Origin of the sequence: Nocardia sp. NPDC046473 (genome assembly GCF_040645995.1) — a bacterium.
Classification (GTDB): domain Bacteria; phylum Actinomycetota; class Actinomycetes; order Mycobacteriales; family Mycobacteriaceae; genus Nocardia.
In genome coordinates this window covers 847,332-864,356 of sequence record NZ_JBEYZJ010000003.1, presented here as the reverse complement: position 1 = coordinate 864,356, position 17,025 = coordinate 847,332, and the positions used below count along the sequence as shown (strand labels likewise).

The window sequence follows — 17,025 nt, the reverse complement described above, 5'->3', positions numbered from 1 at the left end:
GCGGTAGTGACCGCCGCCACATTTCGAGGGCGAAGTGTAGGTGCTGCGCACCTGTCGAAGTGACCAACGGGTGAACAGACTTTCTGGCAATACCGCTCCTGAAGGAACCACATGTCGCTGTTTCACCGCCTTTCCACGAAGACCGTCACCGCGACGGCTGTCGTTGCGTTCGCGGGATCCCTTGTCGCCGTTGGTGTTCAAGCCCAAGATGCGATAGCCGCACGACTTCCGGCCGTGCAGTCCATGGTGTGCGCGGCTCCGTTGGTGGTCGGCGCCCAGCGGCAGGACGTCGCCTGCCTCGACGACCTGACCACGGCGAGTACCGTCGCCTCGGGACACACGGTGGCCGCCGACTGGGCGGGACTACAGCCGGCCGGTACGCGTAATCCGACGAGTGTCCCCGGCATGCAGATCGACGGATACTTCCCCGACAGCTCGACCACGAACACCAATCATGGCTGGAACCACGACAGCCAGTTCGTGATTCGACTGCCGGAGAACTGGAGCGGCGGCCTGGTCGTCGCGGGCACGCCGGGCAATCGTCGCCAGTACGCCAACGACTTCATCATCTCCGACTGGGTACTTGCCAAGGGGTACGCCTATGCCGCAATCGACAAGGGCAACACCGGCTCCGAGTTCTATCGCGACGGTGCCGCGCCCGGCGACGCGATCGTCGAATGGAACAACCGGGTCACCCAGTTGACGATCGCCGCACAGGCCGTTGCCGCTCAGCGCTATGCCCGCCCGGCCGCGCATACCTATCTGGCAGGCATCTCCAACGGCGGCTATCTCGTTCGCTGGCAGTTGGAAAACCGGCCGTGGCTCTACGACGGTGGCGTGGACTGGGAGGGGCCGACGTGGCTGACGGACAGTCCGAATCCGCTGAGCTACCTGCCGACTGCGTTACGTGGCTATCAGAATTACCGCGCCGATCCGGCCACGCGTGACGACGTCGTCGCTGCGGGATTCCCCGTCGAGTCGGAACCGCTGTGGGAATATCACGAAAACACCTACTGGGGGCTCACTCAGCGGATCTACCGTCAAGAGTTGGACCCGGGCTATGCCGGTGCCGAAACCGAATACGACTATGCCGATCGTCCTGCCGCCGTCCACGACGCCGTGCGCCGGATATCGCTCACCGGACGAATCGAACGGCCGCTCATCACAATTCACGGCACCCTCGATGCTTTGCTGCCGATCGGCAAGGAATCGGACGTCTATGCCGGGCTGATCCGGGACCAGGGCCGCGCCGCACTACACCGGTACTACCGGATCGAGGGCGGCAATCACATCGACGGGTTGTACGACCAGCATCCCGACCTGCTCCGGCCTATGCTGCCGTGCTTCCGCAGTGCCTTCATCGACCTCGAATCTTGGCTCGACAAGGGGGAATCGCCACCACCGGATGCGACCGTGCCACGTCCCCGTCGCTGGGGATCTGGCCAATGCCTGCGCGCTGGGCTGAGCCGGTTGATCAACCTCCCTGTTTCCTGGGGAAACCCGAGCAGAAAGGAACAGCGAAGTACCCGAGTAGGGCTCGCCCGTTTCAGCCGGGCGGGATCTTTCCCCGACGATGAGGAAATGCAATGAAGTTCAGAGAATTGGCGGCAGCTCTGGCCGCCGCCGCAGGCCTGGTGGCGATCACCATGAGTTCGGTGACCGCCGCCGTCCCCAGCCCGACGCCGGGGGAGCTACCGGGTTATAACATCAGCGCCACTTACGTTTCGGGCGTTTCGTCCGGCGGATATCTGGCGAATCAGTTGCATGTCGCGTATTCCGGCGTCTTCTCCGGCGCGGGAATATTTACCGCAGGCCCGTACCGGTGCGCAGGGGACTTCGACTATGCGGTCAGAGCCCAGACCGGCTGCATGCAGAACGGAACACGCCAGACACCTGCACAATTGGCGGACCAGACCAGAAGCCTCGCCTCCTCGGGAAAGGTCGATGCGGTCGCCAACCTGGCCGGTGACCCGGTCTACCTGTATCACGGCACGAAGGACACGACCGTCGATCAGGCCGTGAATGACGATCTGGCGACCTACTATTCGGATTTCGGCGCGAACGTCACCTACCGCAAGAACAGTTCGGCCGGGCACGCCTGGGTCAGCCCGCTCGGGCCGGTCGCCTGCTCCGACACCGCGTCACCGTTCATCAACGACTGCGGCGACGACCCGGTCGGTGAGATGCTGACCGTCCTGCTGGGGACCGCCAACGCTGCGGCCGGGACGCTCAATGGCAAGCTCGTCCAGTTCGACCAGAACGCGTTCGCGCCCGGCGGCGACGCCAACGCGATCAGTATGGACGCCAAAGGTTTCGCTTACGTTCCGCAGACCTGCTCGGAAGGCGCGTCATGTCGTTTGATGGTCGCCTTGCACGGGTGCAAACAGGGCTACAGCTATCAGTCGTTCGGTGATGCCTTCATGAAGGACGCGTACCTCAACGAGTACGCCGACACCAACAACATGGTCGTGCTGTACCCACAGGCGATCCCGCTCAGCAATGCCGGAACCACCAATCCGAACGGCTGCTGGAACTGGTGGGGCTACGGCAGCGACGCGGCCTATGCCTGGCACGGCGGAAAACAGATGGACACCATCGTGGCGATGGTTCGCAAGGTTTCCGGTGGCTCGACCACGCCGCCGCCGACCACGACTACCGTTCCGCCGACCACGACTACGGTTCCACCAACCACGACTACCGTTCCACCGACTACGACTACTGCCCCGGCACCCGCTTGCGTGACCGACACCAACTACGCGCACACCACCGCGGGCCGCGCCTATCAATCGGGTGGCTACGCCTACGCCAACGGTTCGAAGCAGAAACTCGGCCTCTGGAATGTCTTCAACAAGAGCACGATAAAAGAGACCAGTCCCGGATATTGGGAGCTGTGCTGACGGCTTTTACCGCACGCCGAGGATATCCGGCAGATCCGCCCCGCCGACTCGAATCTGCGGCCGGGCGGATCGCTCCTTCGGCGGCAGTGGCGACCGCGCGTCAGGTCACGACCAGCGGACCGGTAGCGTACGCATGCCGTAGATGCCTTCCACGCCAGTCGCTTCCGGTGTCCCGTCCAGTACCAAGTCCGGCATTTGGGCCGACAGGTACACCAGTGCTTCGGTGAGTTCGGCGCGGGCCAAATTCACGCCGAGGCAGTAGTGCGCGCCCGCACCGAAGGTGAGTGGGCGGCTGTCGTGTTCGACGGTGATGTCGAAGTCGTCGCCCGCCGGTGGTTCCCGGTTGGCGCGCTCGGCGCAGATCGCGATGACCGTGTCTGCCGGGAACAGCACGCCGCGGTACTCGATCGGCTCGACGCAGATCCGCGCGGTGAACGGCGTGATCGGTTCCAGCCGTACGATTTCCGCTACTGCCGGTTCGGCCAGTTCCGGCCGGTCACGCAGTAGCGCCCACTGGTCGGGATGTTCGGCGAATAGCCGAATGCCGTGTGCGAGTTGGCTTTGCGTGGTGTCCACGCCGCCGGCGAGCACGTTGAGCACCAGGTTCACGCACTCGTCGTGGGAAAGCCGAGCGCCTTCGTCTTCGGCCACCAGCAGTGCCCCGACCAGATCGTCCATCGGCTCGGCGCGGTGGCGCGCGAGCAGCTCCTCGACGTAGGCGTAGGCCTCGTCGAGCGCCTTCTCGATCTGCGGCAGCTCGGCGGACAACGCTTTGACATCGAACTGTTTCTGGATCCAGTTCGACCACTCGTGCAGTCGCGGAGCGTCGGCCGCCGGCGCGCCGAGTACCGCCGAGATCATCAGCGATGCATATGGTTTCGCGACCGTGCTGACGAATTCGCACGACGTCGCAGTATCGATGCCTGCGCCGATCCGGGTCAACAGGTCCCGCATCGTCGGGCGCCAGCGGTCCGCCGCGCGTGGTGTGAAGGCCGGACCGACCAGCCCGCGCAACCGGCGGTGCACCTCGCCGGACAGGTTGAGGATGTTCGCGTCGATGTGCTCGGCGAGCCGACCGCCGGTGACGCCGAAGAACTGGGCGATCTGGCGACCAGGGAATGCCGTCTGCCGGGAACGCAGGAAGAACTCTCCCGCTTCGCGTTCCAGCACCACGAACCCGAGTGGCGCGCGCGCCAGCCAGCCCTGTGCGGCCACTGCGGCGAGCCGTTGGTGGTAGACCCTGCCGGTCAGATCCGGTGCCAGATAATCGAATTCGGGCAGATCCAGGTCCGTGACAGTCGTCATGGTGTCCAGTATGGGGTCGCGCGTGCTGGCGGGTGTGCTGATCGATCAACCGTGCGGACATATCGATGCCTGGACCTGGCGGATGCCGCGACCGGGGGCGATGAGTCATCACAGCGAATAGCTATTGAATTGCTAAGAATGGTCGAGAATTGTGTAGGCGGAAAGTCTGGATCGAACTCGGCGGGCTCGATTGATTCACGGCACTCCAGCGACTCGAATTGGTGCTCCAGGTTTAGCCTTCAATACATTTGCAGGTCAAGTGACCAATTCCGCCATCGCTGCAATCCGCGTACTGTTACATATCACAAAAGCGAAAGTGATTCATTTCACAGGAACTTGGCCGATGAAACCTCCATAGTTAACGTTGCTGCAATGTTGCTGAATGCGGGTTCGGGAGGCCATGACCGATTCGATCAACCTTCGACAAATCGGCAGGGCGTATCAGGGCCGACGATGGATCGCAGGAAATTCTTCATGGCATCGGCGATGGTCGCCGGAGTGCCCGTGGTGGCTACGCTGGACTCGCCTGCGAACGCTGCTCCGGTGTTCAACCTGCCGTTGCCGTTCGGCGATCCTGCGGGACCGGGGTCGGTGAATCCCGTACTGCCGCAACATGATGTGGATCCAGCGGCGCGCGCCGCCGAACTCGGCCGCCTGCAATCGAAGTACGTATGGACCGAAGACGCCAACTTCGTGCACGGTGTTCCGATGGCCGCATCCTTATCGATCGAGGACAACCCGACTCTCGAATGGTTCGTGCTGGTGATCGATGAGCACTACCAGGTCATCTCGAACATTGCGCTAGCGCTGACCAGGCACTTCGACCATCTGATCGGCGACATGCTGCAGCCGTTGGTGGATCAACTGTTCGGCCTGAAAGCTACGGTCGACAACGTCGTCCGCATCGTGGCCCCGGTCCTGGAAAGCCCGGTGGCCTATCCGCTCGATCCGCCGGCGCGGGCGGGGGAGTACCTGCTCACCGAGACGGTGCAGACCGTACTCCGCACGCTCGATCAGATCCGTGACGATCTCTTCACGACGCTACGAAAGATGTTCAGCAGCCCCGGTTTAGGAAACTTCGGCACCGTGGACGGGGTGGAGCGGTACCGGAAGTTGTACGCCACCATCCCGGTCCCGGAAATCGCTGATCGCCTCCATGACGACATGGTTTTCGCGCGGATGCGGGTCGCGGGGCCGAATCCCATGGCGTTGCGGCAGGTGCGCGGCGTCCTGCCCGCGAATTTTCCGCTCGACAACAAGGGCTACCAGTCGGTCATGGGATCCGGCGACAGCCTGAGTGCGGCGATCTCGCAGGGACGGATATACCTGGTCGACTACGCGGTGCTTGGCTCCGCCGCGTCGGAGTCCGCGACGTACAAATTGCTCACCGGGCCGGGTTACAACACCGCGCCGATGGCGGCGTTCGCCGTCCCGGTCGGTGGTGGCGAGCTGGAACCAGTAGCGATCCAATGTGGCCAGGACCCTGCGAAACACGTCATGTTCCTGCGACCCGACGCCGGTGCTGCCGACCGCTATTGGGGCTGGCAGATGGCGAAAACGGTCCTGCAGACCGCGGATTTCAACCACCACGAAATGCACTCGCACCTGGGGCGGACCCATCTGGTGACCGAGGCGTTCTGCGTGGCCACCCGTCGGCATCTCGCCGCCAACCATCCACTGAGCGTCCTGTTGACACCGCACTTCGAGGGACTGCTGTACATCAACAAATTTGCCACGTATCTCATCTTGGCCCCGGAGCTCACCGGCGATCTGATTCTCGCCCCCCTGCTCGAGGACACCATTGCCAGCGCCGGGCGGGCTCGTTTGAGCTGGGACTTCTACGAGCAAATGCCGCATCGTGAGTTCGCCGCGCGCGGCGTCGACGACGCTCACCTGCGGTTCCCGTACCGGGACGACGCGTTGTTGATCTGGGATGCCATCCACGACTGGGCTGACAGCTATGTGCGCACGTACTACGGGTCCGACGGCGATGTGCGTGATGATTTCGAACTGATCGCATGGGCTGACGAAATCGCTCAGGTGGGAAAGGTAAAGGGTTTCACGCGAATCGACAGCGTCGATCAGCTGGTCGAGGTCGTGACGATGATCGTCTTCCTTGCCAGCGCTCAGCACGCCGCCGTCAATTTCCCACAGAAGGACTTCATCGAGTACATGCCGTTCTACAGCGGCATGACCGCTGCTCCGGCGCCGTCCGACCCGGCCGGGCACAACGAATCCGACTGGATTCGAATGTTGCCACCGCTGCTGACTTCGATAGCTCAACTCTACCTTTTCGACGTTCTCGGCAGCATCCACTACCGGCCGCTCGGCGACTATCGCACGAACACTTTTCCTTTCGCGAACGCGATCAACGATCCCCGGATCACCGGTCCCGGTGGCCCGTTGGATCGGTTTCGTGCGGCGTTACGCGACGCCGAGGCCGCAATCAACGACCGCAACTCGCAGCGCGAGCCATATACGTATCTGCTGCCGAGCGCGATCCCGACCAGCACCAATATCTAGGAGCAAGACAGTATGAAAACGCTTGCCCGTCTTGGCATCTCGGCGATGCTGGCGCTGTGTGTCGCTGCAGGTACCGCCCACCCCGCGCCGCCGGCGGACCAGCCGCAGGGACCAGCCGGTGAGCTGTACCTGCCCGAGGTGCAGAACAACACCGTCGCCGTGATCGACACCGCAACCAATACCGTCAAGCAGCGGATACCGACGGGACCGGCGACCAAACCCGGCGTCTTGGCGGCGACCCCCGATGGCAAGAAGGTCTATGTCGACAACTTCGGGTTCACGCCGCCGAGCGTCACCATTATCGACCGGCCGTCGAACACCACCAGGTCCATTCCGGTCGAGAGCCCGCCGCTGGGCATCTTCGCGTCGAACGATGGCAAAGAGATCTTCGTGCCCGAAGTGGGCTTTGTGATCGAGGTGCTCGACGTCGCCACCGATACGATTGTGCGGCGCTTCCGTTTCCCGGACCTGGCAACCGGACGGTTTCCCGACATTCCGGCGGGCGCGATTCAAGGTCCGGACGGCCTGCTCTACGTCGGTTTCATGAACAGCGGCATGATCGAAGCCATCGATCCGAGCACCGGCGTGGTCGCCCGGCCACCGTTGATCGTCGGTGGCATCGGCACATTCTGGTACACCTTCAGTAGAGACGGCACCAAGCTCTATGTCAACTCGATCAATACGATCAGCGTCATAGATCTGCGGAACTGGCGGGTTACCAAGCTGATCCACACCAGTGCGGACGGCAACTACTACCCCGGCAATCCGGGGGCATTCGTCTCGACGCTCACCCCGGATGGCAGCAAGTTGTATGTCACGGTGTTCGGCGGCAAAGACGTGATGATCATCGATACCGCGAAAGACGAAGTGATCGGACGCATTCCGACCACCGGCGCGTCGACCGCGGTGATGTTCAGCGAGGACGGAACCCGCGGCTACATTTCCGATGTCGGACCGTCGACGAACGCCTACCCGGGCCCGCTGCTGGACCCGCTCTTGTTCGGCAACCTGGTCACCATGGGTGTCGGACTCACCCCCGGGCAGGTGATCGTCTTCGATCCCCGCACGGATCACATTGTCGGAGACCCGATTCCGACGAAGGTCGGTCCCGGCGTTCCACTGTGGCTCCCCCTGCTGAATTAGCGTCGCCGCCCGTCACCGCACCCACCTACCGAGCGAGGTCAGATGACAAAGCCCGTCAGCGCATTGCCGAATCCACCGTCCGAGAATGCGGGCTATGCGACGCGCTGGCCGGTACGGGCCGGCGACGTCGATCGCAACGGTCGGCTCCGGCTCGACGGCATCGCACGCTATCTGCAGGACATCGCGTGGGAAGACCTGAACGCCAGCGGCTTCGTCGACTCTGATCCGGCGTGGATCGTGCGGCGCACGGTGATCGACGTGATCGAGCCGATCCGGTGGCCCGACCATGTTTCGTTGCGCCGCTGGTGTTCGGGTGTCTCGACCCGATGGGCGAACATGCGGGTTCGCATCACTGGCGACGCGGGCGGGCTGGTCGAGACCGAGGCGTTCTGGATCAACGTCGACGAAAAGGCCGGCACGACAGCACGAATCAGCGAGGCCGGCTTCGAGCACCTGAGCGCCAGTACCGACCAGCACCGACTGCGCTGGGCTCCGATGGTCGACGGGAAGCCGCCGACGCGGTCGGCACGCGATCTGGCGTACCAGATCCGGGAGGCGGATATCGATCTGCTGCTGCACATGAACAACGCCATGTACTGGCAGGCCGTCGAGCAGTTTCTGCCCGGCCGTGCCGAACTTCTGGTCGAGCCGTATCGCGCGATCATCGAGTACAACGCGCCCATCACTGCCGATCAATCCCTGCATATCCGGTCGGCGGACCGCCCGACCGGACTTCACCTGTGGTTCGTCACGGGGGAGAAGTGCAACGCTGCTGCCCATATCGGCCCGATGCATCACATGTCGGCTAACACTGAGTGAGTTCTCTTGTTGTTCAAGCACATCCGTAGAAATCTAGCCAGGGCGTTTCGATGCGCAACGGTCCTCATCGCGACCTGCGCGACCTTCGTATTCCTGACCTCCGGTGCCGCACTGGCGAATCCGTCGATATCGGGTTCGACCAGTGGTCCGGACGGACCGATCTGGATACCGAACTATGGCACGGGGTCGGTGCTGCGGATCGACCCCGCCACTTCGGCGGTACAGCAGGAAGTACCGCACGTCGGGGACCATCCCATGGTCATCAAGGCACTGCCCGACGGCTCGCGCATGTTCGTCGGCAACTTCGGTCCGGTGAACCCGTTGACCTGGAGTGTCACGGTGATCGACATGCCGAGCGGCCAAGTCGTGAAACGGATCCCGACGCTCGGTGCGCCGTACGCGACCATCATCCTGTCGCGTGACGCCCGTTATCTGTTCGTCCCCACCGCACTGTCGATGGTGCAGGTGATCGACACCCACACCCTGGAGGTTGTGCGGACGCTACCTGTTGTGTTCCCGCCCGGTCCCGCGCACATCGAGGTATCGCCGGACGGCTCGGCTATTTACGTCATGTCGGCGGCCGGGATCTTGACGAAATACGACGCCTATACCGGTGCGGTCATCGCACCGCCGCTGTTTCTCAATGGGGCCGCCCCCGGCTGGGGTGCGCTGTCCGCGGACGGCGAGACGCTGTACGCGATCAACTTCTGGTCCGGTGTCGCGATGATCGACGTCCGTACCTGGACAGTACGCAATACCGTGATATTCCCGAACCTCTACGCGGAACCGATCTCCGCGACCCTCACCCCGGACGGCACCCAATTGTGGGTGTGCAACTACGGCTCCGACGAAGTGATCATTCTCGACGCCCGGACCGGCGCCGAGCTGAACCGCTTCGCGACCGACGGCGCGGCGGTCTACGCAGGCTTCTCCCCGGACGGCCGAACCGCCTACCTATCAATCGTTTCGGACGGCACGCCACTGATCTACTTCAGCCCGCTGGCGGGGTGGTACCACTCCAAACAGAATGCGTGGGACCCGTTCATGGCCAACCTCGCGAACCTCGACACCTCCCTGACCACCTACGACACAGCGACACTGCAACCGATCCGGTCGTATACGACGAAGGGCGCTTTCGTCGCCGGTATCTACCCCGGCTGAGCCACCGCCGAACGAATCAACAGCTGTCACCACTGAGCGCACGGGGTCGCGCACCCGTGCCAGGCTGAACACAGGGGAGAACGTTGTGACAGGGGGGCGAGGTGCTGCCACGGGGTCGGTTCAGGATACGAAGCGTGGGGTTCCGGCTCGCGCGCCTGACACGATCTGGACGACGGACAGCGCGACCAGCAGAACCAGTACGGCGGTCCAGGCGTGGGTGAGGTCGTGGAGTGCACCGGCCAACACCGGACCGACTGCGCAGAGGGCGAATCCGGCGGTTTGGCTCATTGCAGTCAGTTTCGCGGTTGTCTGTGCGTCGTGGGACCGGAGGATGGGTAGCGAATAGCCGATCGCCGTGCCCGCACCGAGTCCGGCACCGAGCAGGATCATCCATCCGATCGTCGCGCTGGTCGGCGAAATCAGCAGTCCGACAAAGGCAATCACCAACACGGCGCCGGTCGATATCGCGGCCCGGACCTGCCGTTCGCTCCGGTTCACCAGGATGGACATGGCCAGCGCCGAGGGGACTGCGACCAGGTTGGCTACCGAGAGCATGCCGCCTGCCAATGAGGCGTTCATGCCCGCGTCCACGAGAAGCGTTGGTAGCCAGGCGGAAACGGTGTAGAACAGCAGCGCGGGCATGGCGAAGAAGATGGTCACCGCCCAGGCCAGCGGCTGCAGCCACAGGCTGCGCGGCGTGGCCTCGGCCGCCGGGCCGGTGCCTGCGTCGCTGCGGACGCGCAGCTGGGGCAGCCAGGCGAACCACGCGATGACGACGGGGACGGCCCACAGGCCCAGTGTCGCGCGCCAGCCGAAGCCGGTGGCGTCCTGCAGCGGCAGCGTGATTCCGGAGGCTGCGGCCGCCCCGGTGTACAGCGACATGGTGTAGAGCCCGGTCAGCAGCCCGACGTGCGCGGGGTGATCGCGCTTGATCGCGGCAGGTACCAGGACGTTGCCGATGGTGATGGCGAGACCGATGATCGCGGTCCCCGCGAACAGCGCGGGCACGCCGGGCAGCAGCCGAATGCCGAAGCCCGCCAACAACACCAGCAGCGCGTAGCCGATCGTGCGGTTGAGCCCGAGTTTGCGCCCGATGCGCGGCGTCGAGCCGGAGAAGCCCACCCAGCATGCGATCGGCACCGCCACCAGCAGGCTGGCGACGGTGCTGTTGAACCCCTCCTGCTGCTGCACCTGCGGCATCAGCGTCGAGATCGCCGTGATGGGCGGCCGCAGGTTCAGCGCGACCAGCGAGACGCCGACGGCCACCAGCCAGATCGGCACCGCCACGGCGGATTTCGGCGCGAGCGCCGTGGTGTCAGCCCTCACGGGCCCTCGATCGTCACCGTTGTCCAATCGAACGTGAGCTCCTCGAGTATGTCCAGCTCGCTGCAGAACTTGTGCAGCCCACTGAAGTTGGACAGCAACCGTTTCGTCGACCGGTCGTGCTCTACCTCACGCAGCATCTCGTGCCCGCCATCGACGCCGACCAGATCGACGATGCGATGCCAGGTGGGAAAGTTGTTCGCGGCGAACGCTTCCAGCCCGTCGACCATCGCCTCCCGGAACAGGGCGCGTTCCGCCGGACCGAGCCGGTGGTACACGGCCTTGGCGACCTCGTCGGCGATCGAGGAGTGACAGTACTCGTCGCGGTTGTGCATGGTCGCGGTGACCTTGTTGATCGGCTGGATCTCGTTGTCCTCGGCGATCAGATCGAGGTAGGAGTTGATCGAGATCTCGGCGACCGTGGTGAAGGCGAGCGCGCTGAGGTCGCGCTGCCAGCGTTGCGCGCTGTTGGTCATGCGCTGCCGGAGCCGAGCGGCCTTGTGCCCGAGCGGAAGTGCCGTCTCGGGCATCCGCCAGCCGCGCCGGCGCCGCATCACCGAACTGGCATTGAGGTGCATGAGGGTGTGGTACTGCTCGTCGGTCATCGCCTGGGTCATGGCGGTGGTGAGCGTTTCCATCTCCAGGCCGGTGTCGTAGGTGTCCTCGATGATCAGCGCGAAGGTCGGGTTCACCACGTGTTGCTCGGTGTCCATGATGTGCTTGTTGAAGGCCACCCAGCCCCAGCCGAGCAGCCGCGCTCTGAGGTCTGGGTCCATGGCCTGGTAGGTCGGGTGGTCCCGGAACGGGATGAGACCTTCGGGATAGTCGGGACGGGCGGGTTCGAACAGCTCGTCCAGGTCGGGCTCCGGCCGCTTCACCATCGCGCGGCGATGCCAATTCGCGGTGAGCCTGCTGATCACCGCGTTTTCGACCGGGTCGTCGGGGTCGTGCTCCGGCAGCGACGGCACGACGGGACCGTCTCCGGGATATTGCGGAAGAGTCATGGCTATCCCTCCATAGTGGTGATCGCCTCGGCGAGGTCTTCGACGCTCGCCGCGAGCACCGCGCTCGATGAGATCGCGGTTCCCCACCGCCGCTCGAGCCGGGCCCGGATCTCGACGGCGGCCAGTGAGTCACAACCGACGTCGCGCAGCGGGCGCCGACGCGGAATCCGTTGCGGGGGAAGGCCGAGTACCGCACCGAGTTCGGCGGTCAGGGTGTCCAGCAGGCCGCCATCGGCCGGGACCTCCGGCGGCGGAACAGGTTCGGCGCGGACCGGCAGGTCTACCGACGCCGATTCGGCAGGCGTGAACCAGGTACGTTGACGCTGCCACGGGTAGGTGGGCATCTCGTCCGGCATGGGAAGCGCCGGGTATATCGCGGTCCAATCCGGATCGACACCGGCGGTATAGAGGCGGGCGACGATCTCCCCGAGGCGGGCGGCGTCGGACGTGTCCCGGCGCAGCCCCGCTACCGCAGTACCGTCGGCACTGTCGGCGAGGCATTGCTCGATGGCCTGTACCAGCACCGAATGCGGCGCGATCTCCAGGAAAACCGTTGGACCCACGGCATTTTCGGCGGCGATCGCGTCGGCGAATCGAACAGCGGACCGCAGGTTGTCGGCCCAATACTCGCAATCGAGATCCGGGCCGGCCATGCGCTCGCCGGTAACCGTGGACCGGAACGGCACGGCCGCCGGCTCGGCCCGCAGTCCGGTGAGCGCGGCGATCAGCTGGGGTTGCAGTGGATCCATGAACCGGCTGTGCGAGGCGAAGTTGATCCGCACCCGCCCGCCGCGCACCCCGGCGCCGCGCAACTCGTCGAGTAACTCGTCCAGCGCGTCGGTTTCGCCGGACAGCACGGTCAGGCGTGGGCTGTTGCGCGCGGCCACCACGATCCGGTCGCCGTAGCGCGCGGCGGCCGCCGCCGCCTCCTCGGCCGGTATGGTCACGGCGAGCATTCCGCCGAGCCCGTCCGCCTGCGCGGTGAGTTCGCCACGGCGACAGATGAGCTCGGCTGCGGCGGGGAGATCGATCGCCTCGGCGACCGTGGCCGCGGCCACCTCACCGAAACTGTGACCGATGACGACATCGGGGCGAATTCCCCACGAACTCAAGTGTTGTGCCAACGCCACCTGCACGGCCCACACGGCCGGTTGGATCACCGCGGTCTTCGCCAGCTCCGTCCCGTCGTCGTCGGCAAGCACCTTCAGCAGCGACCAGCCTGCCGCGGATCGGATTGCCGCGTCACAGTTTTCGATCGCGTCCCGGAATGCGGCCGAGGTGTTCAGTAGCTCGCGCCCCATGCCGACCCACTGGCTGCCATGTCCGGGAAAGACGAACGCGACGCGGATTCCGCCGATGGGCTGCTGGGTGAGCTCGTCGGGCAGTCGGTCGCGTAACGCGGCGGCCAGTCCGTCGCCGTCGAACGCGGCTACCGCCGAACGCCATTCGTGGTGCGCCCGACCACGCGCCGCTACAGCGCACACCTGCCGCGCGGTGACCGGGTCCGCGCCGTCCAGCCGATCGGCGTAGGCAGCCGTAAGCGCCTGTACCGCAACGGGATCACGCGCCGAAAGCGGCAGCACCAGCGGCTGCGTATCGTCGTCCGGTGCCGCATCCGCGGGAGCAGCGGTGAGCACGACGTGCACGTTGGTGCCGGACAGGCCGAAGGACGTCACACCGGCTACCGGCGGCGAATCCTCGGGCCACTCAGTAGGTTCGGTAGGTACGCGCAGCGGTGTACCCGGCTCGAGCAGGACCGGATGCGGCTCGGTCAGCAGCGGATTCCCCGGAATCAGCCGATGATGCACGCTCAGCACCGTTTTGATGAGGCCCGAGATGCCTGCCGCGCCCTCGGGGTGGCCGATATTGGTCTTCACCGAGCCGACCAGGCACGGCCGCCCCTCGGGGTGTGTTCCAGCGAATACTCGGGACAGTGCCCGCAGCTCGATGGCGTCACCCGTATTCGTGCCGGTGCCATGGGCTTCCACATAATCCACCGCGGCGGGATCGACCCCGGCCCGGTCCAGCGCGTCGCGCAGCAGCCGCTCCTGTGCCTCCTGAGAGGGAGCGACCAGGGAACCGCCGCCGCTGCCGTCGTTGTTGCTCGCGCTACCCGCGATCACCGCGTACACGCGATTGCCGTCGGCGCGAGCCTGCGCCAGCGGTTTGAGCACCACCACGCCGACGCCTTCGGAACGGACGAAGCCGTCGCCGGTCGCGTCGCCGAACCGGCAGCGGCCCCGCCGCGACATCAGCCCGACCTGCTCGTAGATGGCGGCCAGTTCGGGCAGCAGCACCAGATTCGCCCCGGCGGCCAGCGCCAGATCCGAGTCGCCGAGTTGCAGGCTCTGCCAGGCCAGATGGACCGCGGTCAGCGACGACGAGCACGCCGTGTCGACCGAGACGCTCGGGCCGCGCAGGTCGAGCGCGAACGAGATCCGGCCGGACAGGAACGACGACAGCCCGCCCCCGGTCAGTGCGTGCAGATCGAGCGAACTCTGCCGAGCCTGCAATTCCCAGTAGTCCCGGCCCATTTGACCGACGAACACCCCGGTGCGGGTGCCCGCCAGCGCGGTGGGCGCGATCCCGGCGTCTTCCAGTGCCTCCCAGGTCACCTCCAGCAGCAACCGCTGCTGCGGATCCATCCGATCCGCCTCCCGGGGCGAGATGCCGAAGAAGGCCGCGTCGAAACCCTCGACGTCGTCCAGGAATCCGCCGAAGCGGCGAAAGTCGGACGGTACCGCGGGCAGCCGGCCGAACACGGCCGGGTGGTCGCAGCGCTGCTCAGGCACCTCGGTCACCGCATCAACGCCGTCGACGAGCAACCGCCACAGTGCCTCTGGCCCATCGGCACCCGGCAGTCGGCAGCCGATGCCGACGACGGCCACCGGTTCGATGCGCCCGCGCCGGACCGGCTCCGGGGCCGAGGTACGTGGCCGCTCGATCGGCGGTAGGCAGCGGCGCAACTCGGCCGTGATCATCTGGGTCAGCTCGCGGCGATGGGTCCGGACGAAGAAGTGACCGCCGGGCAATTCGCGCGTGCGCACGGTCTTTTCGGTGAGTTCGCCCCACTCGGCGGCGTCGCCTGGTGCCGCAAGGGTGTCGTCGCGGCCGCTGAACACCACGATCGGGCACGCCGCCGGTGCGGCAGGCCGATGCCGGTAGGTGCAGAACATCGTCACGTCCGCGCGCAGCGCAGGCAGGGCCGAGTGCAGCAGATCCCGCTCATCGCGCAATTCGACCGGGGTTCCGCCCATTTCGAAGATTCGATCGAGCAGATCGTCGTCGGACAGCTCGTGCATCGGTTCCGGCGCGAGCCGGTGTGGCGCGGCCAGGCCCGCGACCAGCAGCGCCACCGGCGCCCGGTCCAGCCGCAGCGCCACCTGGTAGGCCAGTAGGCCGCCCAGGCTGTGCCCGAACAACGCGTAGGGCGCGTCGAGATGCGGACGGAGGGTGTCGGCGATGGCGTCGGCCAATTCGTCCAGGTCGGCCGGTGGCGGCTCGTCCGCGCGTTCTTCCCGACCTGGCAGCAGCACCGGCAGCACGTCCACCCAGCCCGGTAACTCCTGTGGCCAGCCACGGAAAACCGATGCGCCGCCGCCGGAATGCGGAAAGCAGAACAGCCGCATGCGGGCCGAGCGCCGGGGCGGCCGAGCTAGTAAGGCACTCATTTCGCCCGCCCTCGGCCGCCGAGCGAGCCCGCGATGATCATCTTTTGCACCTCGGAACTGCCCTCATAGATCCGCAGCGACCGAATCTGGCGATACAGCCGCTCCGGCACGCTGTCGGCGACCAACCCCGCAGCCCCGAAGACCTGAACGCAGGAATCCACGATGTGCTGCGCCCGCTCGGTGGCATACAGCTTGGCGATGCTGGAGTGTTTCGCCGCGGCCGGATCCCCGTGGTCGGCCACCCAGGCGGCGCGGGCCACCAGCAACGCCGCGGCGTTCAGTTCGACCTCGATCTCGGCGAAGGTCGCCTTCACCAGCTGCAGATCGAACTGTCTGGCGCCGTACATCTTTCGGCTCTTCGCGTGGGTCAGCGCAGTGTCGGTGGCCCGGCGCGCGAACCCGAGCGCCGCCGCGCCCACGGTCATCCGAAACCGTTCGAGCACCTCCATCGCAACCACGAAACCGCCGCCCGGCCTGCCGAGCACGCTGTCGGGCGGCAGGTGGCAGTCCGCGAACTCGAGATCGGCGAAGGACCGCGGCGCGATCAGCGGAACCCGTTGTCCCACGGTCAATCCCGGCGTGCGCGCGGGCACCAGGAACGCCGTCAAGCCCAGGGCGCCCGGCCCCTCGCCGGTCCGCGCGATGACACAGAACAGGTCCGCGATACCGGCATTCGCGATCCACGCCTTGGCGCCGTTCAGCACATAACCGTCGGCGACCCGATCGGCCCGCAGCCCGATCGCCGCGACATCCGAGCCCACCTCCGGTTCGGAGATGGCGAACGCGCCGCACAGCGTGCCTTTCGCCATCGGCGCGAGATACCGCCGCTGCTGTTCTTCGTTGCCGTGGCGCACTATCGGCGTCGCGGCCAGCGCTTGAATCGAGAACGCGAAATCGGCGAGATCGTCGGCGTAGGCCAGTGCCTCGCGCAGCAGGCACAGGGAACGGCAGTCGCCGGCCGCCACGCCTTCCGGTCCCACAGCGGGATCCAGCGCGGCCAACCAGCCGTGCTCGCCGAGCGCTCGAAGAATCCGTAGCCCGGTCGCATCCGGGTCGGTGCCCGAGTCATCCCACAGCTCAGTGTGTTCCGCGCACCAACTCTCGATCTGCCGCGCGCGCTCTACATGTCGCGGCTCATAGAACGGGAGGGCGAGGATGCCCGCATCGAAGCTCATCGTT

Annotated in this window: 11 protein-coding genes; 6 read left to right on the top strand and 5 right to left on the bottom strand. The window is 65.6% G+C overall.

The annotated features are described in order from the left end of the window. Positions 1-111: 111 nt before the first annotated feature. Both ABZ942_RS14130 and ABZ942_RS14125 read left to right on the top strand, forming a co-directional pair. The gene (locus ABZ942_RS14130) at positions 112-1,590 is read left to right on the top strand and encodes a hypothetical protein (RefSeq protein WP_357381734.1); all 1,479 of its coding nucleotides are present in this window, start codon (positions 112-114) and stop codon (positions 1,588-1,590) included. Then, complete coding sequence (locus ABZ942_RS14125; RefSeq protein ID WP_357381733.1) at positions 1,587-2,897, top strand: PHB depolymerase family esterase; 1,311 nt, start codon at positions 1,587-1,589, stop codon at positions 2,895-2,897. The genes ABZ942_RS14130 and ABZ942_RS14125 overlap by 4 nt, the downstream gene beginning before the upstream one ends. Before the next feature lie 105 nt (positions 2,898-3,002). On the opposite strand, the gene ABZ942_RS14120 is transcribed toward ABZ942_RS14125, so the two are convergent. Next, the gene (locus ABZ942_RS14120; protein ID WP_357381731.1) at positions 3,003-4,202 is read right to left on the bottom strand and encodes a cytochrome P450; all 1,200 of its coding nucleotides are present in this window, start codon (positions 4,200-4,202) and stop codon (positions 3,003-3,005) included. Between ABZ942_RS14120 and ABZ942_RS14115 the strand changes: the two genes are divergently transcribed. From ABZ942_RS14115 to ABZ942_RS14100, 4 genes are read left to right on the top strand one after another with little or no spacing between them, the layout of a single operon-like run. Further along, a complete protein-coding gene (locus ABZ942_RS14115) occupies positions 4,128-6,725 on the top strand; it encodes a lipoxygenase family protein (protein WP_357381729.1) in 2,598 nt (865 codons plus the stop codon). The genes ABZ942_RS14120 and ABZ942_RS14115 overlap by 75 nt on opposite strands. A 12-nt stretch (positions 6,726-6,737) precedes the next feature. Continuing rightward, positions 6,738-7,868: a YncE family protein gene (locus ABZ942_RS14110; protein WP_357381727.1), complete on the top strand. Its 1,131-nt coding sequence runs from the start codon at positions 6,738-6,740 to the stop codon at positions 7,866-7,868. A gap of 42 nt (positions 7,869-7,910) precedes the next feature. After that, positions 7,911-8,687, top strand: coding sequence for an acyl-ACP thioesterase domain-containing protein (locus tag ABZ942_RS14105; protein WP_357381726.1), 777 nt, complete (start codon positions 7,911-7,913; stop codon positions 8,685-8,687). Between the two features lie 6 nt (positions 8,688-8,693). Further along, positions 8,694-9,848 carry a hypothetical protein gene (locus tag ABZ942_RS14100; RefSeq protein ID WP_357381724.1) on the top strand — a complete coding sequence of 385 codons (1,155 nt, stop codon included), beginning with the start codon at positions 8,694-8,696 and terminating at the stop codon, positions 9,846-9,848. Between the two features lie 120 nt (positions 9,849-9,968). Here ABZ942_RS14100 and ABZ942_RS14095 read toward each other — a convergent pair whose 3' ends face one another. Genes ABZ942_RS14095 through ABZ942_RS14080 form a run of 4 tightly spaced genes read right to left on the bottom strand, consistent with a single transcriptional unit; the run spans position 9,969 to position 17,021 of the window. Then, the gene (locus ABZ942_RS14095) at positions 9,969-11,174 is read right to left on the bottom strand and encodes an MFS transporter (RefSeq protein ID WP_357381722.1); all 1,206 of its coding nucleotides are present in this window, start codon (positions 11,172-11,174) and stop codon (positions 9,969-9,971) included. Then, entirely contained in the window at positions 11,171-12,175 is a 1,005-nt protein-coding gene (locus tag ABZ942_RS14090) for a diiron oxygenase (RefSeq protein ID WP_357381720.1), read from the bottom strand. The genes ABZ942_RS14095 and ABZ942_RS14090 overlap by 4 nt, the downstream gene beginning before the upstream one ends. Positions 12,176-12,177: 2 nt before the next feature. Further along, a complete protein-coding gene (locus ABZ942_RS14085) occupies positions 12,178-15,846 on the bottom strand; it encodes an acyltransferase domain-containing protein (RefSeq protein ID WP_357381718.1) in 3,669 nt (1,222 codons plus the stop codon). Beyond that, positions 15,843-17,021 (bottom strand): acyl-CoA dehydrogenase family protein, encoded by a 1,179-nt coding sequence (locus ABZ942_RS14080; RefSeq protein ID WP_357381716.1) that lies wholly within the window; start codon positions 17,019-17,021, stop codon positions 15,843-15,845. Before ABZ942_RS14080 ends, ABZ942_RS14085 begins: the two co-directional genes overlap by 4 nt. Positions 17,022-17,025 lie beyond the last annotated feature (4 nt).

Coding starts and splice junctions, on each gene's coding strand:
- ABZ942_RS14130 (WP_357381734.1), top strand. CDS start 112: ATGTCGCTGTTTCACCGCCTTTCCACGAAGACCGTCACCGCGACGGCT.
- ABZ942_RS14125 (WP_357381733.1), top strand. CDS start 1,587: ATGAAGTTCAGAGAATTGGCGGCAGCTCTGGCCGCCGCCGCAGGCCTG.
- ABZ942_RS14120 (WP_357381731.1), bottom strand. CDS start 4,202: ATGACGACTGTCACGGACCTGGATCTGCCCGAATTCGATTATCTGGCA.
- ABZ942_RS14110 (WP_357381727.1), top strand. CDS start 6,738: ATGAAAACGCTTGCCCGTCTTGGCATCTCGGCGATGCTGGCGCTGTGT.
- ABZ942_RS14105 (WP_357381726.1), top strand. CDS start 7,911: ATGACAAAGCCCGTCAGCGCATTGCCGAATCCACCGTCCGAGAATGCG.
- ABZ942_RS14090 (WP_357381720.1), bottom strand. CDS start 12,175: ATGACTCTTCCGCAATATCCCGGAGACGGTCCCGTCGTGCCGTCGCTG.
- ABZ942_RS14085 (WP_357381718.1), bottom strand. CDS start 15,846: ATGAGTGCCTTACTAGCTCGGCCGCCCCGGCGCTCGGCCCGCATGCGG.
- ABZ942_RS14080 (WP_357381716.1), bottom strand. CDS start 17,021: ATGAGCTTCGATGCGGGCATCCTCGCCCTCCCGTTCTATGAGCCGCGA.